Below are 21,478 nucleotides of genomic sequence, written 5' to 3'. Positions count from 1 at the left end.
CCTAGGTCTTATAAAAATATTTGAGGATACAGAAAAAATGTTTAAAAATATTCATCTAAATAGGTCTTAATTTAAATAGTTCTGATTAATTTTAAATAACTATATCCGTGTGATAATATGTTATTCATCTCGATGAGGAGATAGTTATTAACCTTTCATGGATTCAACTTTTATTTGTATAAATATCCCATCGTATATTATTTTCTATGCCCCTCCATAAATTAGAAATAGACAGATGATTGAAACGATGCACCCTAAGTCCAAACTGACCATGGAAAGTGGAAAGCTGTGAGTGGCCAGGAGGACTAGCCCTATGAAGCTGGGAACAACCATTGTAGCGACCTGGGAGACTGAATTGGTGAAACCGATACTGGTCCCAGCTCTCAAGTTACCGCTAACCTTTATTATTAACGCGTCTGTAGGGGGTCTGAAGGCGAAGGAGAATACGCCCAGAGGTAGCGCTTCAACCATGAGGAGCATAGTTGACGTCGTGACGGCCACGAGACCGGTCAGGAGGAGAAAACCGAGTAGGTTTATCAGGATGACCTTCTTATCCCCCATCACATTGACCAACCTGCCCACGGCCAATATCCCCAGGAGTTGACCAAGCCCGAAGAGGAGCAAGAAGACGCCAGAAAGGGAGGTAGATACGTGCCGGTATAGGACCAGTAGAGGGAATATCCATGTGATGGTACCCCACGTGGACCACATCTCCCCAAACCTCATTGCGGTAGCTATGGCAACCCTCCTGTCCATCAGGATGGTCAGTGACCGTCTTACCCCAATAGGTCTGTTATTCACCTTAACCCTTAAGCTAAGGATCAGGGCTATAGCGAATCCCAGTGAGAGGGCGAGGAAGAGGTACCTCCAGTCCTTGATGAGCACAGGGGAGATAACCCCAAGAAGGAGGATGGTCACCGGGAGGGCTCCGTCCAACAGTGCTATGGATGAGACCAGACCCGACCCGCTCTCAGTCAAGCTCACCACCTTCATAGCCGACGGGAATATCCCAGATGCTATCGTCCCTTCCATGAGGTAAGCTATGAAGACTAAGGTGAAGGAGCTTAGGTTGAGGAAGAGCAACAAGTTGATGATGAGGAGGACTAGGGAGGACAAGGAGATAACCTTGGTTGGGCCGAACCTGTCAATGGTCACCCCCCAAGGGATGGAGGTAACGACGTAGCCCAGGTAAAAGGCGCTTGCGATCAGGCCAATACCCAGGGAGTTGAGGTGAAGGACAGTCGCTAAGGGAACGGAGATCACTCCCCAGCTCGACCTTATTAATAACTGCAGAAATGTCCCAAACCACCCCAGGAAGATCTCTTTTCTCACGGGGGACTTTGTTCATGACAAGAATAAAGCTTTAGTTGCCCAAGTCCCTGGACGGAACAGTTGTTATTCTCATGACTACGTTGCCTATGGGCGTCATTAGTGGCGAGGTTTGGACGGCCTCCGGTGGATTAGACCTGGAGTGACGGGAGGAGGGATAGCCCTAAACATTTTGTCCTTCAATTAGTGAGTTAAGACGGAAACTCTCTCATTAATCTAGGGAGTGGGTCAGGAGAACTGCAAGGGATGGACAGTGAACCGTGAGTAAGGTACAGTACACCACAAAATAGCGGAGTTAATCGGCGTCCCTCACACAGCTTCGTATACTTGGGCTGTTACCATGAGCTCTAGATTCATCCCTTGGAATATTTTCCCTAAGTCTTCGTAGCCTGACTGAGCGTGCAGAAGTTGAAGGTTTAAGTCCTTCTAGATTATATTAGGAAAAGTTTCTTTATGAATAGTTTTCACTGACCTGCTCCCGTCCTAAAGGGTTAGATTCGCCTTTCCTTTGTCACTCTCCCAAAGTAGTCAAACATGAAAGGCCTAGAGAGAACGGCGTGATAATAGATCTATGGTTGTGTTCAACTTCTTAAAGATTAGATTTAAATATAGATTTTGAATCAATTATACTATGAAATATAATCGTTGGTTGTCCATTCTTTTAGTATTTTTCATGACAACCCAGTTTCTTAGTATACCCACAAACGTTACCCCCGTTACGGCTCAACAGAATAGCTATTCTATACACTACTTTGAGAACGTCACAGAGGCTATACCAGCGAATTATTTCTTCTTTTATCAGTTCACAGTGCCTAACACTAGTCCCAATGCGACTATTGGAGTCTATTTTACTGAAAGTAACATCTCCGTTGCTACGGCTATAATGACGGCCCAGCAGTTCAACGAGTTCAATTCTACCGGTATTATCAACGGGAACAGTATAGCAGAACAGAACGGTACCCTTAACTTAGATGGGGTGCTGTTCACTGAGGGGACGTATTACCTAGTGGTGTACGCTTATAATGGACCTGCTGATGTCTATATATATCTTAATGTGACAAGTAGCTTACAGGTAGTTAATGGAACACAGTATGCGGGTGCGTATGTTACAGTCCCTGCTGATAGGGACATTTCTATTCCCCTCCATTATGCCACTCTCGGATCACCTTTTAACCTGACTGTGCTAGGTGCCTCCAATCAGACTGTGGTGTATCAGCTAATCGATCTCACAAGTCAGTCAACGGTATTTGAGTCCCCACCTGTGACCATAACCAACTTGAGCCTTGTATCGTATAACTACACCTTTAAGGATTTGAACAGGGGCATATATTACCTTCGGATCCTTAATCCACATCCCACGCCCGCATTCGTTTATTTTGAGTACCATATCAACCCTCAGTACGTGAACCCATACCTTTACCATGAATTATCTGGAAAACAGGGTGCCCCCACAGGCCTGGCGTCATATGGGGTGTTAAACCAGAGTGGTACGCCAACGCCTTATTATGTAGTAACTAGTAGCGTGATGGGTGAGGCCAACATAACTTCGATCTTAGCGTATAACTCCACGGCTGCATTTATTGCGAATTTATCAAACCCATATATGGCTTCTCTTCAGCTCAACCTAGTACTTGTGGTTGTAGACTCGAACAACGGGATACAGGTTTATTGGCCCCAGAACGTCCTTTTGTTCCTCACCAATGAGTCCTTAGTTGGATTATTAGATAGCGTCCTTAATATTTCTGGGGATGGTGCAACACTCTCAAACACAAGCATAACCTCTCCCAATGGATATGTTGACCAACACTATTATTATGAAAATTACTTAAATCTGCCATTGTTAAACTACAAGCTGCCCTTCTCTTTTATCCTCGGGATGAATGAAACCGTTATTCAAGGTCAAGGTGTCCAGATAAAGATGATAATCACAGTTCTACAGAACGGATCCTCCATAGCCAATCCCACCCCATATACGTTTGACACAATCATGATACACGATCCATCTGTGGAGGCTGCGGGTTTTGCTGTGTCAGGATATACATATACTCCTGCGGGCATAAACTCCACAGTTGGTCATTACTACGATGCTGAACTTGTGTTTGGAGGAGGTGGAAACGGTGAGGTAACCCAGTTTCAGAGCTTGAATGCGGAAATAGGCCTGCTTTACTATAATATTTCAACAAATACCTATGTACCGTTCCCTTCATACTACACCTTCGGCGGTGACACAGCAGAGGCTACCACTAACGTCCATGTAACATATCTAGGAGACGGTTTGGCCTCATTATCAGTGGGCCAACCAGACTATTCTTATGCTGTTCCACAGAATGTAAGCGGGCATAAGAGTGTCAAGGTTTCAAATAATACCACCACGAATACTACGACAACAAAGACTAGCACTACGAATACTACTACCACGAAGACCACCACCACGAATACTACGACAACAAAGACAACGACAACCTCAACGAATACCACTTCCAGCAGCAGAACTCAGTCTTCCTCCACCACTCAGAAGACCTCTAGCACCACCTCCTCACCGCCGTCATCACAGTCTTCGTCAGGTTCAGATGCAGCAGGATCAGTCTTCCTAGTGATAATAGTGGTGATAATCGCCCTAGGAGTAAGGTTCTTGCGTCGGAGAAGGAGAAGATAGAAAGTAAGATTTTTTGTAGGAATATTCATAAAATTTCATATCTTAATTTTTATAAAAGAAAAAGAAAACCTCGCCTTTCAATGCGGGGATGAAGTCCTCTGGACAGTTAGAGTGGTAAAAGTAACAGACCTCTTGGTCCTCTCTTAGACTGCTTCATCGCGCCCTTCATAAGGACTATCGTAGTCTCTACCTTTCCAGAAGTTCAGCAACAGGTACATAAAGACCCATATGCGCTGGAAAGGAATGAGATAAACCAGGGTGAGACTATGTTCTGCACCTCATCTATTAATATGATCCATCCTCCAAGTTTGCTCAGAATAGTCTGTAACCCCTTGACTGGTCTCTTGGTAACCTCAACCTTCAATATCCTCAGGTCAACCAGGACTCTAAAACTGAGTGAGTCGACCAGCTCGTTCGCTAGTGTCCTAAGGGAGTTTATCCCGGTAGCGTCAACGTAGACTCCATTGAGCTCTTTACTTACTATTTTAAGGATTGAGGTCTTCCCAGTCCTCTTAGGGCCTATTATCAAGGGCCAGAACTTACCTTCCAATAGTTTCTCCACGTTGTCTAAGACTTCTTCATTATCAAAGAATTCCTCCCTGCTGGACTTGGGGTAGGGATCAAAGGTTTTACATATACCCATATTAGTTACTAATATGGCTTTTACTCCCACGTCGGCTCCACAGTCCCAGAACCTCCTTGTATTTATGAAGGTTGGAGATCCCAAATTTCTTTCCTAGAAGGGCTAAGCTTTCCTCATCTTTAACGGAGTCCTTACGCGGACTATAATATTATGTGGACGTCCTGGTAAGGGTAGGAGTGAAGAGGGTGTTTATCCCGAAAGGGAGTAAGGTAACTTGAGATGTGCGGGTTAACTCCTAAAAACTTTACATTCACTGGTATGTGGTTTCCTCTCACAATACATGGGAACCTCGTGTAGGGGAACCTTCACTGGTTGGCAAGAGAGCGTTAAACAGCAACTACGCCAAAAACGAAATTCCAAAAAAACGGTCAAAAATAGCGAGGAAATTAAAGTTTCACTCCTCTTTCTTCTTCTCTTCAGCCTCCGCCTTCTTTGTCTCCTCTCCTCCTGTGGTGGTCTCTAAGTAAGCTACCTCTCCGTGCATTGCGTAGTCTCCTACGTTCAAGGTCTCCGGAGGTGCCCTAAGAGGTATGAACAGCCCTATTGCCTTGAGAAGACCGTACGTTATTGCGAAGTCGTAGACGAACACCACCGCTGCTCCCAGGGCCTGTATGCCCACTTGCGCTATGTTACCGTATAGAGCTCCTACCAACGCAGGGTCCACGTACTTTGTCACGTTGGGGTCTGCAAACACACCTGTCAGTATACCCCCTACGATCCCAGCTATACCGTGGGTGGAGAACACGCCTAGACTGTCATCTATCCTGAACTTAGGCTCTAGTTTATACAGGGCTAACCAGGGGAGGGATCCTGAAGCTATCCCTATCAACATCGCGTAGAACCCGTTTATGTAACCAGCCGCTGGGGTTATGGCTACCAGACCAGTTATGGCTCCGGAAGTAGCTCCCACCAAGGAGGGCTTACCAAAGAACTTCATATCCATTAACATCCAGGTTATGGCACTTACTGCTGTCGCAATGTTGGTATTTAACACAGCGATCGCCGCGTCTATGGTGGACCCTCCTGGGTCTCCACCGTTGAAACCGTCCCACCCCAACCATATGAGGCCAGCACCGGCTAGTATTAGGGGTAAACTGTGCGCCTCTAGCTTCCTCTCGGACGCCATCCTCGGTCCCACGGCGAGGGCCGCAGCTAACGCTCCGACACCGGCGTCAACGTGGATGACGTAACCGCCAGAGAAGTCAACTGCGCCCAGCTGGTTCAACCACCCTCCTGCAAATAGCCAATAGGCTACGGGGCTGTACACTAGGAGGGACCAGAGGGGCACGAAGACCATCCAAGCCTTGAAGTTCATCCTCTCCAGGACACCGCCAGCCAACAGCACAGGAGTTATGGCAGCGAACACGAACTGGAAGAATATATACGTGGAGGTCGGGATGTCCAACGGAACGTTCCCTGGCCCGTATATGGTCTGGGATCCCTCATACAGTCCTGCAGTTGCAGGTGTGGGGGAACCCAATATCCCGAAACCGTTTATCTCCAGGAGGGGCTTCCCGAACCCGAAGTTGTACCCAGCAATCATCCATATTACCAACACCGCGGCGAACGCGTAGAACACCATCATGGCGCTGTTTATAGCGTACTTCTTTTTGGAAAGCCCAGCGTAATAGAGCGCCACACCAGGGACGCTCTGGAGACCCACGAAGGTCGCTGCGGTCAACATCCACGCGTTGCTTCCAGTGTCAAGCCAGGAGGGGACAGAGACCGCAGGGTAGTCAGCAGTGTGGTTGGACAGCGCAGCTATGCTCTGATTTAGTTGTTGAAGAGTGGAGTTGGTCGAACCTAGGGCTATGAAGCCCATAAAAAGGGGGATTAGGAGTAACACATATATCCTTTTCATTTTTTTCTCGATGATGGGATTCTCTAAATTATTAAAAAATATTAGCCCTATTCTAGGTTAAAAATATCTAAAAATAAGATTAAGTTTTTAGCAAATCTTCATACTGAGTACTACTAAGTCCAGGGAAAGTTTGATTATTTTCTAACAAACAATAGGAAAGGAATATGGTGGAGTTTAAATAAACAGAAATTAGTAATAGAAAATTCACGGCAACGTCGAAGGCTACCCCCAGGTTTTAGCCCCTTCCGTGTTTTAGGGTCCATACGGTACTGCCCCATCTCTGCTTAAGGTAGCCCTCATAAGGGTTTCCTCAAGGTCATGAGAGATGATCGAGACTGTCTAGCACTGGAGAGGACATCTATCTTTCGCTAGGGTCAGAGAGGGAATGCAGACCTCACCCTGAGGAGTCAGAACGGTCTGTAAGCCTCGTCCTAGACCTGGGGGATGACGTTTTACCCGTCGATGACCTTGAGAGTTGGGCCCAGCTCTCAAAGCGCTTAACCCCACTAGTTCCTCTCCAACTTCTACAGAACACCTCTGCATGATAATTTAATAAAAATTTAATTAACACGAGAAAATCTTATAAATTGTTAGTTACATTAAATGTCCATGCAGTTAAGAAATTGGTTAGGCGTCGTAATAGCCTTAATTGTTGGGTTAGGGATCGGGACTGCAGTGGGTTTTTTGTACTTCACCTCCCACGTTAACTCAAACGGGGTGCAGGGACGCTCCCCGTCGGTCTTGCTCTACAAGGTCCAGTCGTCTCCTTCCTCCCTTTACACGGTTGATGGGTTTCCTGTCTGCGTTACCTATTTCCAAGAGAACTCACCTGGTCTTACCAACGGGTCTTGGACGCTTTTTGACAATTCCACCAACAGGGTCCCGTCAATACCTGGGGAGTTAAACGTGAGCTGGGTCTTCCAGCAGGAGATGCCAGCTTTCCAGCTAGGAAACATCAGCGGTTGGGTGAACTTGATTAAGGACTACACCCCACAGTTCAGGGAAGGTTACGTCCAGATGATGGGAGACGCCGTCCCTCCCTCTTACGCCAACGGGATGGTGTACATAGCTGCTTCCGACGGTTTCCTCTACGCCATTGACGCAGAGAACGGAAAGCCGGTGTTCATCGACATGATCCCAAGTACATTAATGTCCCAACCCCTCATATACCACGATATTGTCTACGTGGGTCTAGGAGGGGCGTTCTTCACCTACGGTCAGGGGTTGTTGAACGCATACGGAGGGGGTCATAGGGGGCAGTTCACCGGCCTCTCAGGGCTCATGGCCCTAAACGCTTCCGACGGAAGACCTATCTGGTTCTTCGTGACCAAGTCCCAGGTCATGCCTACCCCGCTCATACTTAACGGGACGATATACTTCGATGACGGTGATGGGTTCATTTACGCCCTGAATGCCACGACCGGAAAGCTGGAGTGGAAGTTGGGTCCGTTCGGGACAGCAAATATGGCGAGCCTGGACTACGTCAACTTGACTAGTCCAATTATAGTAGCTGGGTTTTCTTCATCCTACCCCGTAAACGTCTCAAGCATTGTGGGGGTAAGTACCAATGGAAAGGTGGTCTGGAGAACATACTTGCCCTTCACTTACGATTCTGGTCCTGGAGACGCAGTAATGGCTGTTTCAGGAGACTACGTCGTGGACGGGTTCATCTCAGGTTATCCTATACGCCACGGTATTCTACCGAATGAGACGTTGGCCAGGGAAATCGTGGTATCCTTGAACGCTACCAACGGGAGGATTATCTGGGTGAGAAACGTCTCAGGGTACGCTGTCCCAACGGGGGCAAACAACGGAGAGAGCCCAGCCATAGTCCACGGTATCGTCATGGTAAACGATAGAAAGGATGGCCTAATAATGGCACTCAACTTGAGTAACGGGAGGCTTATCTGGAACGATAGTCTAGTGAAGCTGGCACCGGGGCTCATAGGCCCTACGTATGTGGACGGTTACGTCTTGAACCCCGACTTCCAGTACATCCAGGTCATCAACGCATCTACGGGTAAGGTGGTGAACCTCTATCCGACTGGACAGGACTTGGTCATAGACACTCCCCTGGTAGTCGGTCAGACAGTTATCGTGGATGGCGGATTCGGCTACGTGGAGGCGATTCCCCTCTACTTCGTGGTACATAACACCACGTCCTATTACCAAATCCTCCACGAGAACTTTGTGGAACCTTAGTCCCATGGTACTAGGAGGAGTCGTCAAGTCACGTCAGCCTCTTTGTCGGTTTTCCTAGGGTTTAACCGAAGCCCTTCAGAAATGTACAGGACTATTGCCCTACCTTATTCCAGGGCCTGAATTAAAATTTCCTAGTTATGTCTGCAATATTCGTAGTAGAATATATATATGCGAGTTTCGTAATTATCATTGAGTATTCATGGTAAGAATAATAGTCTCAATTAAGCAAGTCCCGGACGCTGACGACTTGAGAGTTGACCCCGTGACGAACACGTTGGTGAGGGAAGGGGTTCCTGCAGTTGTGAACCCCCCAGACCTGTACGCGATTGAGGAGGCCATAAGGCTTAGGGAAAGGTTCGGGGGCAAGGTGACGGTAATCACCATGGGCCCCCCGCAGGGTGAACTGGCCCTTAGGGACGCCCTAGCTATGGGGGCAGACGAAGCTTACCTGATCACGGACAGGGCAATGGCTGGGGCTGACACCTGGGCTACCTCCTACACGCTGTTTAAGGCCATCACGAAGCTCGGGGGAGCCGACCTGTACCTGTTCGGGAGGAGAGCTGTGGACGGGGAGACAGAGCAGGTAGGCCCTCAAACTGCTAAATGGTTGGGAATACCCGTCCTAGGTTACGTAAAGGAGGTCAAGGAACTCGACCAGAGGAGAGTCGTCGCTGTGAGGGCTACTGAGAACGAGGAGGAGGTGGTGGAGCTCCCGATACCTGCAGTCCTCACTATCTTGGAGACCGGGAGACCCAGGGAACCAGACATAAACTCCCTGATCAGGGCAAAGACAGCCAAGATACCCAAGCTCACCAAGGAGGACATTGGGGCCGAGCCCAGTAAGATAGGCCTGGCAGGTTCACCCACCAAGGTCATAAAGGTACACCCTCCTCCCAAGACCAGGAACCCTGAGGTCAAGAGACTGGAAGACCCGGACGCTGTTGAGTGGTTGGTCCAGAAGATAAGGGAGTCCCTGCAGGGAGACCAGGGGTATGAGGAGAGGTACGTAAAACCGGAACCTAAGGTAAAGGTAAAGGGAGAGGTCTGGGTCTACGTGGACCACATGGATACCACCGTGAACCCAGCCTCATGGGAGATAATGGCTGAGGGGAGGAGAATAGCTGACCTGATGTCGACCTCCCTCTCTGCAGTGGTGGTTGGGGACAACGTGGACAACGCGGTGGAGGGGTCATTCAAGCACGGTGCTGACAAGGTCTACGTTGGGGTGACCAAGGGTTTCAACCTCTACGATAACGACGTCTACACCCAAGCCCTATCTAAACTGGTGAGGAAATACCAACCTGAGGCAGTACTCTTCCCTGGGACAAGGAACTCCAGGGAACTAGCCTCAACCACAGCCATCACAGTTGACACTGGCCTCATAGCTGACTGCACGAGCTTCGATGTGGACGACAAGGGAGTCCTGAACTCCACTAGGCCGGACTTCGGGGGGAAGGAGATGTCAACGATCGTATGCCCCAAGAGCAGACCAGTGATGGTGACCGTGAGACCTGGAGTATTCCGGCCAATACTCCTGGAGAGGAAGGGGGAAGTTATCAGGGAGGAAGTGGAGGACCTATTCACTAGGTTCAAGGTTCTGGAGCACAGGAAACTGGAGAGGAGGAACGTCCTAGCCGAGGCTGATGTCGTGGTGGGCGTGGGTAGGGGTATAAGGGACCCTGAGAACATAAAGATGGCTGAGGAGTTAGCGAGCAGACTCGGGGGAGTCGTGGGGGTAACGAAGCCCCTAGCAGACTCAGGTTGGTACCCTAAAGACAGGCAGGTGGGTCAGACCGGGGTGACCATAAGACCTAAGCTTTACCTAGCCCTGGGTATCTCTGGGGCAGTCCAGCACTTAGTGGGCATTTCCGGGGCAAGGAAGGTCATAGCGGTGAACCAGGACCCTGAGGCGCAGATATTCAGCAACTGCGACTACGGATTGGTAGGGGACCTGTTCAAGGTGGTCCCAGAGCTCTTGAGGAGGTTGTGAGCATGTATGACCTAATAATAGTAGGGTCAGGACCAGCTGGGAGCGCCTCAGCACTCGTGGCGTCCAAGATGGGGTTAAAGACCCTGGTAATAGAGAGGGGGTCCGAACCTGGGGCTAAAAACGTGTCAGGGGCAATGGTGAGGGTTGAGGACCTGAGGGTCTTCGGGGCGGAGCCCCCGTTGGAGAGGGAAGTGAGGAGGGTGAGGTTAGTGTTGGGAAAGGGTGAGGTGGAGATAAACGTGAGACCTAGGGATAGGCTAATCACCACAGGGAGACTGAAGCTGGACAAGTGGATGGCCTCCCAAGCGGAACAGGCAGGAGCGTTGGTCCTAAACAAGACGACTGCGCTTAAGGTAGAGGGAGAAAAAGTCGTCACTGACAGGGGGGAGGTGTATGGTAAGTCAATAATCCTAGCTGAGGGGGCTAATCCCCTCGTCTCTATGGACATGGGTCTGAGGAGGGACCTGACCCCAGAGGAGACCGTGCAAACCGTTAAGGAGGTGTACTCCCTTAACAAGGACGAGGTAAACAAGAGGTTAGGGCTATCCTCAGACCTAGAGGGGATCTCGGTCAGGTACCTCTTCCAGGACCCTGTGCCGGGGGCCGGGTTCCTCTACACCTATAAGGACTCCATAGCCTTCGGGATAGGAGTGCACATGAGGTCGCTCCTGAGACATAAGCTCAGACCGCAAGACGTCCTGGAGGAAGTCAAGAGGTACCTAGGTATACCGGAACTCGTGAAGGGCTTTTCCCTGAGGGAGTACTCAGCTAAGATCATACCAGAGAACGGGTACCCTGAGTGGAGGCCTTGTTCAGGAAACGTTTACCTAGTCGGGGACGCCCTTGGCCTAGTGAACCCCATCACTTTCAACGGGATCGGACCTGCAGTGATCTCAGGGGCACTAGCAGGGGAGAGCGTAGCCAGGGACGGATGTGAAGGGTACGAGAGGTCTCTCCTTAGGGATCCTGAAATATCCCAGATCGTGAAGGGGAGGTCCCTGATCAGGGAGTTGGTAAAGGAGGAGAACCTCAGGTTCTACGTCTCCTCAGCCATTGACGTCGCCACCTCCTGGACTGGGGGGAGTATATCCATGTCTGGGATCAGGGAAAACCCGTGGAAGTTGATGAAACACGCCCTTCTCCTAATGGAGGTGACAGCATGAGAGTTGAGGAGAAGCTCTACACGTTAAGGTACAAGAGGGACGAGAGACCACACCTAAGCGTGAAGGATAACGCTACTTGCCAGAAGTGTAAGGAGGTGAATGGTGAGCCCCAACCCTGCATACTGGTGTGTCCTGCCAACGTCTATACATGGGACGGGAGGAGGCTAGTGCTTTCCTATGAGAACTGCGTGGAGTGCGGAGCGTGCAGGATCGCCTGCCCATACCAGAACATAGTCTGGAGCTTCCCAAGGTACGGGCTGGGGATGTCGTTGAGGTACGGCTGACCTTAGCACTAGAGGTCTTCCTCAAGTTATAAAGAGGTTTATTTTATGAAATCCTAGAATGTCCTCCGTTTCGAGACTAGGTACACAACATTACCGTCGTTCCTCTCTGAGACCTGGGGCTCAAGACCAAAGTAGTTTAGCACTTCCAAAACGTCCCTTTCCTGAGAGCTGCCCTTCTCGACCACGATCTCCAGGATGTCCATCTCCTTCATCTTCTTTAGGTTTGAGTACACTAGCATCTGAGGAACAGAACAACACAGGCCCGTAAGGTCCAGTTCAATTCTCATGATATTGTAATTGCTGTGGAGACAAAAAAGTCTTAATCCCGACTCTTGAAAATCCAGGCGTCTTCAATGCTTAAAGTGTTCTTTACCCGATCTCCTCCTAGCTAAAGGGCTAGTTTTCCACGCTCTAGGAAGAAAACGTGAAGAGGGAAAAGGAGGTCACTCAACTTCCCCTCTCGGATCTCTTGCTGGTCTGGGGTTTTAAAGACGAAAAATCAACGTGATCGACTTCACGTATCTCCCTAGGAAAAACCTATAATGTACTATTCTACCTGAGTTCATGGACCAAGTAGAAGTGAGGACTCACACAGCTCTCCACGTCCTCAAGGGATCTGTCAGGAAGGTACTGGGGGCAAAGTGGACGGCTAGCGTTTATGTGAGCGGAAGTCACGGGAGGTTGACAGTACAACATGATAGAAAGCCTTCTGAGGAGGAGATCGGTGAGATAAATCTTCTCGCCAACAGGAAGATTGAGGAGAACGTTGCAATAATTAAGGAGGAGTTACCCAGGGAGGAAGCTGAAAGGAAGTATGGAGATGAGATGTACGACCTCTTCCCGGTCCCCCCTGAGGTAAAGGTCCTCAGTATCGTTGTAATACCGGGTTGGAACGTGAACGCCTGCAACAAACCACACACTAACTACACAGGGGAAATAGGGAAAGTTGAGGTAAAGGACTGGCGTTTTAGGAGCTCCAAAAAGCTCCTCGAGATATCTTACGATCTCGTCTAACCTCGCTCAGCTTGGGGTATATCAACACATCATAGATCTTTCCTTGGGGTTTGGTTTCATCGGGTCTCATACTTGATATCGATCATCAACCCTTGTCACGGGAGGAGAGCGGGTCTTCCTTCACCCTCCTCCGCCCCAAGGGGTAACCCCAACCCACCTAGACGGGATACCGTCTAAGTAGGGGAACCTGCACATCTTGGGCTGTCCGTATGCAAGCCTTTCGGGATACATACCCACATCCGGCATTATGCAAAAACATTAGATGGAGTTGTATAAACTTAACACTCTCGCTGAAACTGCCCACCACAGCTTTCTTCCCATTTATAAAGCACATATTTAACTCTATTACATGGAATTAAAAATAAAAACACTTATATATTATATTTCATACTTTCTAATTTTTGTTTTATAAATAATTATAGATGAAACCCATACTATTGCAAATGTTGCTATAATTATTATTCCAATGTTCCCCCACCATACGCCCCCATTTATCAACGCTATTGCGTCCCAAAGTCCTCCGTTCAAGTTAAACTCTGACTGCACTAGTCCCAGGAGTTCTAGACTGCCAACCACATACGCGACCAAAACAGATATCACAGTCATTGTCAGGTTATACCAGACTTTCTTTATAGGGTGTCCCATGAACGCCCATCTATACGCTCCGTTCATGAAGAGACCATCAGTAGTGTCTATAAGAGTCATACCAGCCGTAAAGAGAAGGGGGAAGACCAACAGCGTCCATAATGGTATCCTGGTGAACGCACCTGCAGTCCCTGCACTAATAGCTAAGAGGGCGGTCTCAGAGGCAGTATCGAAACCTAGACCAAACAAGAACCCTATAGGATAGAGGTAGTACTGGCTGTTTACTATTTTAAACAGATTTTTAAAAAACCTATTCATAAAACCTCTTTTCAATAAGGTATCGTTCAACTTATCTTCGTTCATTTTGCCTTCTTTTGCTTCCTTAAACAACTTGTATATTTCAATTAATACGATAAAATTGAGAAAACCTATGATGTATAAAAAGAACCCACTCACTAACGTCCCTATAATAGACCCTACATTTTCGAGTTGAGGGATACTAGACTCTATAGCACGAGTGGCAAGCATCAATGCTACTGAAAGAAGGATTACTACAGTAGAGTGCCCTAATGAGAAAAATAACCCAGTGAATAGTGATGACTTACCCTCCTGAACAAGCTTCCTAGTCGAATTATCTATTGCAGCTAGGTGGTCTGCGTCTACGGCGTGCCTAAGACCGAAGAGGTACGCTAAGATCCCTAATGTCAAAAAACTTGCTAAAAGACCTTTTATATGGACTTCTATGTTCCCTACGGCCTGAGATACTTGGAACAGCCATACCATTAATATTGAAGTTATTATAAATTCACTAACGTAGAAAAGTAGTCCAGCCATTACCCTCTGCTTAACTACCTTACCCATCTAGATATGGATAGGCCATCCAGACTTTAAAACTATCTATCGTTGTATATGTACAGAAAATATGTACAGAAATTTTATCTGAAAATAAATTCAGTGGACTGAACATAACTTGAAATATCTGATGCTCAAGACTTAGTCCTCCACCCCCTTTCCGTGGACGTAATAGTCGACCTGTACCTTTGAAAGCTTAGATTTTACATCAACAGATAGATAAAATGAACGAAGAAAATCAACGAATGAGGAAAACAGGTAAATAAACAAATGATAGTACTAGAACACCGCGTTCACTTTACGTTTCAGTTCTTCATCGTTGCTCACTAGGTCTAACTTGTTCTTAATGGCTGTAGCAACGTGTATTGAGTCCTCCAAGTCCAATCTATACTTCCCCATGGTCTCTGTTATCTCGTCCCAGGGAGGGAGGTCCAAGTACCTTACCCCGACTGAGCTAAAAGCGTCCACTACGTCCTTGGCCAGTGCGTGGTCTCTCACGGGTCTGCCCAGTACCTTACTTAACACAACAGTCACCAATAAAGGGGTTATCGAAGAAGTGTACTTCTCTTCGGTCACATGGAACCAATGCCTAGCCTTAGGGCCATTGGTCTTATCCCCAGTCAAATAGTACACGAAAACGTTAACATCAAAGTACCTAGAGGTCATACCCCATCGACTCAGAGAGTGACTCATGCAAGACCTTGTCCACGTCTATATCACCTATATCTTTCCTGAAGAAGCCGTAATATTTGTCCACGTCCTCTATCACGGGTTCCAAGACTATGTTTTGTCCCTCAAGCTTTACCTTTAACTTTTTCGTCTTCATCGCGTCCCTTATCTCCTTAGGTATCGTGATCCTCCCCCTCTCGTCCATGGTCACTATCTCCTCTCCCATGTTTACCCACTCTGTTACCCACATATAAAACTCTTTTTATCCTTGGTAGAAAACTCCCTTACGCTGAAGGTGAAAAGGGCATATGAACCCGTCCCTCCTACGTGAGGAAAGTCACACTATGCAGGAGGTCAGTGGGTACTGTGTCTTCGCAGTCTCACGGCAAACGCAGGGATCGCCCCCAAACAAGGAGATAGGACTAACTGGAGCGTCCTAATAATCCGACTGGAGACTAGAGATAGCCCTTAAGGAGCTGGAGGTTTGGTCTTTTTAGGGCCATGACTCCCTAGGAGGACCATAGACGATGCATGTGACCAGCACCGGTTGGTGGTCTTGCCCCTCTAGGTAGAGAGGAAGCCCTCTCCTAAGGGTAACCCGTAGGACGATGGCCTTGTCCATAAGGGCTTGGAGCAGGCCATAATAATCGGGAACGACTCCTCGACTCCTAGCATCACTGTGGGCCAATCATCCTTTAGAGAAGTCTATCTAGGGTTGCCGCTTGACGAGGTGACGTTACTATAATATCATTCTAATGTTACCCCACCATACGTCCCCGTTTATCAACGCTATTATGTCCCAAGGTGAACATTCATGAGATTCAAGACCACTGATTACCTTATTTCTTATCCTAAGAACAAGGGTTCTTACGAGGCTCAGAGAAGGTCCCATCTACCTTCTAAAGTCGCCCGAGACTGCTATAGGGTCGCTATCGCAAAGTACAAGTCGTGGTTAAACAGCCCTAAACACGGTAGGTAACCCAGGGTACGAAAGGTATCTGTGTGGGTGACCCCAGTCCTACCCATGCGGGCTCTAGGATTCTTACACCTCTTAGGGCCTTTAAACAAGCTCTTATACACTTCTATAGCGTCCCTAAAATGGTACTGGGCAGAGGGTGAGGACTAAACCCCTCCTTCGGAGATTAATAACTGGCTTTATGAATTCCCCTGATGATCTCCTTACATGGTTGAGGGAAAGTAGAAAAGGACGTAACCCATTACCACTTGATCTAGATAAGGGTCGAGGATCTGACCTGCTTTCCCCTAGAGATAGGCTTTCGTCTATTGTGACCCGCTTGACGGAAAGACGTGTCTAATTATTATGGTGAATTCGCCCTGTCCTTCTCCCTAGGTCATATCTCACCTTATCATGAGTAGATCATAGTTTGGTTTTATTTTTTAAATAACAATAAAATTGATATATGCTAACATTCAAATAAACCAAAAAATTCTTAAACTACATAAAGTTATATATAATATGATCATAAAACCCGAACCTTCTTTAAAGGATTTAAATTACCAGATTGAAAACCTAGGTCTGAAACCCGGTGATCTAGTCCAGATCTACAAGAAAATGGCCACAATAAGGTTCTTTGAGGAAGGTCTAAGGAAAGTCTATCATGAGGGGAAAAATCCCTTCAATATGGCAACAGGATTAATAAGGGGAGAGATGCACCTCTCCATTGGTCAGGAAGCGATCGCAGTGGGTTCCCTTCACGACGTGAGGGAAGGGGACACAGTGGTAAGTACCCACAGACCACACCACCATGCCATCGCTAAGGGGGTTGACCTCAAGAGGCTAGCAGCCGAAATTTTCGGGAAGTCCAATGGGCTCTGTAAAGGAAAGGGAGGTCACATGCACCTCTTCGATAGATCTAAGAACTTCGCGTGCAGTGGAATAGTTGGGGCCTCATTCCCGCAAGCTGCAGGCGCCGCCTTCGCCAACAAGTACCTGGGGAGAGATAACGTTGCATTTGCCTTCGCCGGTGAAGGAGCAGCCAATCACGGAACGTTCTCGGAGACATTGAACCTGGCTAGCGCCTGGGAGCTTCCCTTAATAATCGTGATAGAAGATAACAAGTATGCTGACTCGACCCCGAAGTCACTCGTGATGCCTACGACCTTCCACTATCAGAAGGGTCTGGCTTTTAACGTCCCTTCCTACCTCGTGGACGGAATGGACGTATTAGACGTCTATGAGGCATCAAGAAAAGCCATTAACAGGGCGAGGAAAGGTCTAGGGCCCACCCTCATTGAGGCCTTGACTTACAGGTACGTTGGGCACTTTGAGGGAGACGGTGAGGAGTACAGGACAAAGGAGGAAGTTGAGCTCTGGTCACAGCTAGATCCCTTGAGGAGATTGAGGAACAGGCTGCTGAGGCTAGGCTTCGCAGACGACGATACTATGAACAGGGTTGAGCTAGATGCGAAGAAGGAGGTAAAGGAGGCTATAGACTACGCCATGGAGAGCCCTCTACCGGAACCAGAAGAAGCGTTGAGGGGTGTCTTCGCGTGAAAGTCAGAGGTATATCCCAGGCTATATCCCAAGGGATAGAGCAGGAGATGGAAAGGAACGATAGGGTAATGGTCATCGGGGAGGACGTGACCTATTGGGGCGCTGTTTTCGGGTTCACCATGGGGCTCTTTGATAAGTTCGGCAGGAAAAGGGTTTTGGACACCCCAATTACGGAGCAGACTTTCATGGGTCTTGGAGTCGGAGCGGCTGCCAGCGGACTTCACCCGGTTATTTCCTTGATGTTCGTGGATTTTCTGGGAGCAGGTTTCGACCAAATGTTCAATCACATGGCCAAGAACCACTATATGAGCGGGGGTCAATTCGCAATGCCCGTCACAGTCATAACTGCCATAGGTGGAGGGTACGGTGACGCAGCCCAACATTCGGAGGTGCTGTACGGGTTGTTCTCTCACCTCCCCGGATTTAAGGTAGTGGTTCCCTCAACAGCGTACGATGCAAAGGGCCTGGTAATCAAGGCCCTTAGGGATCCGAACCCTGTCATCGTATTTGGACATAAACTCTTGACTGGGCTTCCGTTTCTACCATTCGAGGGCCAAGTGGAGGAGATCCCTGATGAGCCCTATGAGGTAGAGTTTGGGAAGGCTAGGGTTGTCAAGGAAGGTGATGACGTTACGATTGTTTCTACTGCCCTGATGGTCCACAGGAGTTTGAAAGCAGCTAGACTCTTGGAGAGGGAAGGGATCTCAGCGGAGGTAATAGATCCGAGAACCCTCGTCCCCCTAGACGAGGAGACCATCGTCAAGTCAGCTAAGAAGACTGGAAGGGTTCTCATAGTCGATGAGGACTATATGAGCTACGGTATGACGGGAGAGCTTGCCTTCAGGATACAAGCCAAGGCGCTTAAGGAATTGAAGGTTCCCATTGCCAGATTAGCTGTGCCAGACGTCCCAATACCCTTCTCAGAGCCTTTGGAGAGGAGAGCTATACCCAGCGTAGAGGGGATCTACGAGGAGGCAAAGAAATTGGTGAAGTGATTTCTTGGATCAGACCTCCCCGCGAGGCTTTCTCCTTCATTTAAAACGTGGGTAGTATTACATCCTAGATCTTAGGGTTTCCCCTTTCCGAATTCCCTGGCTTTTCTTACTAAATGAAAAGACTCGCCAATAAGGAGTCCAGATGAGAACATTAGGCTAGAGTCTAGGATACTAATCTCAACGAGATTAAGTCCACTAGGTTCCAACGATTCGATCCCAACCCTAACTAAGAACAGGGACAACCATAGGACGTAAATGAGGATAGACCTCTTGTAGTAGAGAGTTCCCTCCTTCAGGAATAACGTAGATCCGACTCCTAATCTTAAGCCGAGGGCGAGCCCAGCTATAAACCCTATGGATACCAGGGGAAGGGCTTCTAGGTCCTGTAGAGTGACGAGTGCACCGAGCACTAGGTAAAGGAGAGGTCTCAGGACTACCCGAGTAGGTCTGTACTTCCTCCCATAAACAGTCCTTAGCGAACTCAGTACAACTATGGCACCAATTACACCTAGATAAACGACTCCCCCTTGGAATCCCAAACTCTCACTACCGCTAACCGTGGATGTTATTCATACTATTTAAATTTACCTAATTTTTATGTGTATAAAAATTTTAAAAGATCTTTGAAATTTTACTAGCTAAGTTCTGCGCATGTAGTCAGTCCTTTTGCAATATATTACTAAAAAAGGTATAGCTTAGGAAGGGTTCGCTAGCACGTAGACCGTGCTACCGTTCTCGAGGACTAGCCTTATCCTCTGAGTCCCTCCCGCTGAGACAGGGAAAGCAAACGTCACAGTGAGCACGTTGTTTCCGGGCTGAAGGTAGACTGGGGTAATGTTCACTGAGTAGTTGTTAGTCCCCTCGAGAGTGGCGGTGTCTATCCTTATCCTTGCGGAGGAGTAGAGAGTGAAGTTCGCCATGTTCCCCTTTATCGTCCCCTGTCCAACTTGGTATACTTGAGGTTGTCCCTGCCCCTGGGTCGGCTGCGGTGGTAGGTAGGTGGGGTTAGCGTTAGAGGTTGGGTTTTGAGGTTGAGGTGCCTGGGATAGGGACGGGTTTATTGAACCCAAACCCACGTAAGATATAATTAGCCCTATGAATGTGATGAGACCGAACGGGATTGCGGTCAGAATCCCCCCAATCTTTAGGGTACCGTTGTTGTACTTGTCTCCTATAAGGTACAGAGATACCCCAATTAGAATGGTACCTACGAAGTTGAGTATCGGTATTACCGCCAAAATCACGCCGATCTTCCCAAGGTTCATGTTATTTACGTAGGGTTGAAGGAGAGAAAAACCTCTGTACATTCTGATCAACGCTAGGATGGCGAATATCACCGCCAGTACAATAATAATTATCGCAAAGAAAATTGAAACTAGTGAGGGGACAAAGACGCTAATGATACCAATCCCAGCTAGGAGAGCGGCTACGATCTCGAAAACAATTCCGCCCCTGAGCAATCTAAACGCTTCAAATTCCTGCGAGTATGCCATAATATCTCTATCTCCTTGTACTTTAAAAGCTTTTTCAAAATATCGTGAGTTTTTACAAAGTTAGGGAGACCTCGGCATTTATGACTGGGAGGAAGTCAGCAACACGTAGACCGTGCTACCGTTCTCGAGGACTAGCCTTATCCTCTGAGTCCCTCCCGCTGAGACATGGAAAGCAAACGTCACAGTGATCACGTTGTTTCCGGGCTGAAGGTAGACTGGGGTAATGTTCACCGAGTAGTTGTTAGTCCCCTCGAGAGTGGCAGTGTCTATCCTTATCCTTGAGGGTAGGTAGGTGGGGTTAACGTTAGACGTGGGGTTTTGAGGTTGGGTTTTGAGGTTGTGGCGTCTGGGATAGGGACGGGTTTATTGAACCTAGACCCAAGTAAGATATAATTAGCCCTATCAACGTGAGACTGAACGCTATTTCGGCCATGATGCCACCAATCTCTAAATAAGACAATGTAATTAGCCCGAAGAAAGATAATGTAGAAACTGGCCCACCCATCGATGATATAATTAGCCCCTCCGACATGATTAGAACGAACGGTATTGCGGCCATGATGCCCCCAATCTTTAGGGTACCGTTGTTGTACTTTTCCCCTATAAGGTACAGAGATACCCCAATTAGAATGGTACCTACGAAGTTGAGTATCGGTATTACCGCCAAAATCACCCCGATCTTCCCAAGGTTCATGTTATTCACGTAGGGTTGAAGGAGGGAGAAACCTCTGTACATTCTGATCAAAGCCAAGATAGATAATATGGCTCCCAGTACAGTAATGATTATTCCATAGAAAATTGAAAATTGAAAAGGGACAAAAATGTTGATAATACTAATCCCTGCTAGGGGATAGGCTAGGATCGCGAAAACAATACCGTTCCTAAGCAACCTAAACGCCTCAAATTCCTGCGGGTATGCCATAATATCTCTATCACTTAGTACTTTAAAAACTTTTTCAAAAACCGGGAGTTTTTACAAAGTAAGGGAAACCTAGTATGGAAGGAGTCAGATCGAGTCTGTCTACCTATCCAGCAGGTCCTTTGTAGGTTTGCCCTCGTCAAGAAAAACGTGAGCTAAGCTTACGCGACAGTAACAAGACCCTTAGCGTGGGAGGTAAAACGACTATACCTTAGGAGAGTATTAATCCTTTGTCCCTACACTAGATCAGTCAATTCACTCGAGTCCAACGTCAAGTCCAACGACAGTCTTATAGTTTTGTAGTATAT

General features: G+C 47.9%; 20 protein-coding genes. 8 read left to right on the top strand and 12 right to left on the bottom strand.

Annotated features, from left to right (window positions below; all coding sequences use genetic code 11):
- Positions 1-204 precede the first annotated feature (204 nt).
- On the bottom strand, positions 205-1,332 hold the full coding sequence (locus GWK48_RS10800) for an MFS transporter (RefSeq protein WP_174632182.1): 1,128 nt from the start codon (positions 1,330-1,332) through the stop codon (positions 205-207).
- A 628-nt stretch (positions 1,333-1,960) separates the two neighbouring features.
- Here GWK48_RS10800 and GWK48_RS10795 point away from each other — a divergent pair.
- Complete coding sequence (locus GWK48_RS10795; RefSeq protein WP_174632180.1) at positions 1,961-3,985, top strand: thermopsin family protease; 2,025 nt, start codon at positions 1,961-1,963, stop codon at positions 3,983-3,985.
- Between the two features lie 202 nt (positions 3,986-4,187).
- Here GWK48_RS10795 and GWK48_RS10790 read toward each other — a convergent pair whose 3' ends face one another.
- Positions 4,188-4,712, bottom strand: coding sequence for an AAA family ATPase (locus GWK48_RS10790; RefSeq protein ID WP_246263818.1), 525 nt, complete (start codon positions 4,710-4,712; stop codon positions 4,188-4,190).
- Between the two features lie 310 nt (positions 4,713-5,022).
- A complete protein-coding gene (locus GWK48_RS10785; protein ID WP_174632178.1) occupies positions 5,023-6,489 on the bottom strand; it encodes an ammonium transporter in 1,467 nt (488 codons plus the stop codon).
- A 609-nt stretch (positions 6,490-7,098) separates the two neighbouring features.
- Between GWK48_RS10785 and GWK48_RS10780 the strand changes: the two genes are divergently transcribed.
- The 4 genes from GWK48_RS10780 to GWK48_RS10765 all read left to right on the top strand — a co-directional run bounded on the left by GWK48_RS10780 (position 7,099) and on the right by GWK48_RS10765 (position 12,128).
- The gene (locus GWK48_RS10780) at positions 7,099-8,691 is read left to right on the top strand and encodes an outer membrane protein assembly factor BamB family protein (RefSeq protein ID WP_174632176.1); all 1,593 of its coding nucleotides are present in this window, start codon (positions 7,099-7,101) and stop codon (positions 8,689-8,691) included.
- A gap of 199 nt (positions 8,692-8,890) precedes the next feature.
- Positions 8,891-10,681, top strand: a complete 1,791-nt coding sequence (locus GWK48_RS10775) for an FAD-binding protein (RefSeq protein ID WP_174632175.1) — start codon at positions 8,891-8,893, stop codon at positions 10,679-10,681.
- A gap of 2 nt (positions 10,682-10,683) precedes the next feature.
- Entirely contained in the window at positions 10,684-11,844 is a 1,161-nt protein-coding gene (locus tag GWK48_RS10770) for an NAD(P)/FAD-dependent oxidoreductase (protein ID WP_174632173.1), read from the top strand.
- Positions 11,841-12,128: a ferredoxin family protein gene (locus GWK48_RS10765; protein ID WP_174632171.1), complete on the top strand. Its 288-nt coding sequence runs from the start codon at positions 11,841-11,843 to the stop codon at positions 12,126-12,128. Before GWK48_RS10770 ends, GWK48_RS10765 begins: the two co-directional genes overlap by 4 nt.
- Positions 12,129-12,181: 53 nt before the next feature.
- Here GWK48_RS10765 and GWK48_RS10760 read toward each other — a convergent pair whose 3' ends face one another.
- Positions 12,182-12,415, bottom strand: coding sequence for a sulfurtransferase TusA family protein (locus GWK48_RS10760; RefSeq protein ID WP_174632169.1), 234 nt, complete (start codon positions 12,413-12,415; stop codon positions 12,182-12,184).
- A 277-nt stretch (positions 12,416-12,692) separates the two neighbouring features.
- On the opposite strand from GWK48_RS10760, the gene GWK48_RS10755 reads away from it, so the two are divergent.
- Positions 12,693-13,142 carry an alanyl-tRNA editing protein gene (locus GWK48_RS10755; RefSeq protein WP_174632167.1) on the top strand — a complete coding sequence of 150 codons (450 nt, stop codon included), beginning with the start codon at positions 12,693-12,695 and terminating at the stop codon, positions 13,140-13,142.
- 120 nt (positions 13,143-13,262) lie between these two features.
- Here the strand turns inward: GWK48_RS10755 and GWK48_RS11715 are convergent, their stop codons facing one another.
- The 4 genes from GWK48_RS11715 to GWK48_RS10740 form a co-directional block, all read right to left on the bottom strand.
- Positions 13,263-13,388, bottom strand: a complete 126-nt coding sequence (locus tag GWK48_RS11715; RefSeq protein WP_281359969.1) for a hypothetical protein — start codon at positions 13,386-13,388, stop codon at positions 13,263-13,265.
- 132 nt (positions 13,389-13,520) lie between these two features.
- Complete coding sequence (locus tag GWK48_RS10750; protein ID WP_174632165.1) at positions 13,521-14,588, bottom strand: HoxN/HupN/NixA family nickel/cobalt transporter; 1,068 nt, start codon at positions 14,586-14,588, stop codon at positions 13,521-13,523.
- A 270-nt stretch (positions 14,589-14,858) separates the two neighbouring features.
- Positions 14,859-15,245, bottom strand: coding sequence for a type II toxin-antitoxin system VapC family toxin (locus GWK48_RS10745; RefSeq protein ID WP_174632163.1), 387 nt, complete (start codon positions 15,243-15,245; stop codon positions 14,859-14,861).
- Entirely contained in the window at positions 15,235-15,498 is a 264-nt protein-coding gene (locus tag GWK48_RS10740; RefSeq protein WP_246263817.1) for an AbrB/MazE/SpoVT family DNA-binding domain-containing protein, read from the bottom strand. Before GWK48_RS10740 ends, GWK48_RS10745 begins: the two co-directional genes overlap by 11 nt.
- Before the next feature lie 1,227 nt (positions 15,499-16,725).
- Between GWK48_RS10740 and GWK48_RS10735 the strand changes: the two genes are divergently transcribed.
- Together GWK48_RS10735 and GWK48_RS10730 are read left to right on the top strand one after the other, a co-directional pair.
- Positions 16,726-17,763 carry a thiamine pyrophosphate-dependent dehydrogenase E1 component subunit alpha gene (locus GWK48_RS10735; protein ID WP_174632161.1) on the top strand — a complete coding sequence of 346 codons (1,038 nt, stop codon included), beginning with the start codon at positions 16,726-16,728 and terminating at the stop codon, positions 17,761-17,763.
- Positions 17,760-18,758: an alpha-ketoacid dehydrogenase subunit beta gene (locus GWK48_RS10730; protein ID WP_217451755.1), complete on the top strand. Its 999-nt coding sequence runs from the start codon at positions 17,760-17,762 to the stop codon at positions 18,756-18,758. Before GWK48_RS10735 ends, GWK48_RS10730 begins: the two co-directional genes overlap by 4 nt.
- Positions 18,759-18,829: 71 nt before the next feature.
- Here the strand turns inward: GWK48_RS10730 and GWK48_RS10725 are convergent, their stop codons facing one another.
- The 4 genes from GWK48_RS10725 to GWK48_RS11705 all read right to left on the bottom strand — a co-directional run bounded on the left by GWK48_RS10725 (position 18,830) and on the right by GWK48_RS11705 (position 21,173).
- Positions 18,830-19,297 carry a CcdC protein domain-containing protein gene (locus tag GWK48_RS10725; RefSeq protein WP_174632159.1) on the bottom strand — a complete coding sequence of 156 codons (468 nt, stop codon included), beginning with the start codon at positions 19,295-19,297 and terminating at the stop codon, positions 18,830-18,832.
- 156 nt (positions 19,298-19,453) lie between these two features.
- On the bottom strand, positions 19,454-20,251 hold the full coding sequence (locus tag GWK48_RS10720; protein WP_174632157.1) for a DUF973 family protein: 798 nt from the start codon (positions 20,249-20,251) through the stop codon (positions 19,454-19,456).
- A gap of 78 nt (positions 20,252-20,329) precedes the next feature.
- Complete coding sequence (locus GWK48_RS11710) at positions 20,330-20,521, bottom strand: DUF973 family protein (protein WP_281360022.1); 192 nt, start codon at positions 20,519-20,521, stop codon at positions 20,330-20,332.
- Positions 20,522-20,555: 34 nt separating this feature from the next.
- Positions 20,556-21,173 (bottom strand): DUF973 family protein, encoded by a 618-nt coding sequence (locus tag GWK48_RS11705; RefSeq protein WP_174632155.1) that lies wholly within the window; start codon positions 21,171-21,173, stop codon positions 20,556-20,558.
- Positions 21,174-21,478: the final 305 nt, after the last annotated feature.

The sequence above is a fragment of the Metallosphaera tengchongensis genome (genome assembly GCF_013343295.1).
Classification (GTDB): Archaea; Thermoproteota; Thermoprotei_A; order Sulfolobales; family Sulfolobaceae; genus Metallosphaera; species Metallosphaera tengchongensis.
The sequence above is the reverse complement of the archived record's forward strand: the minus strand, read 5'-3'. Positions and strand labels throughout refer to the sequence as shown.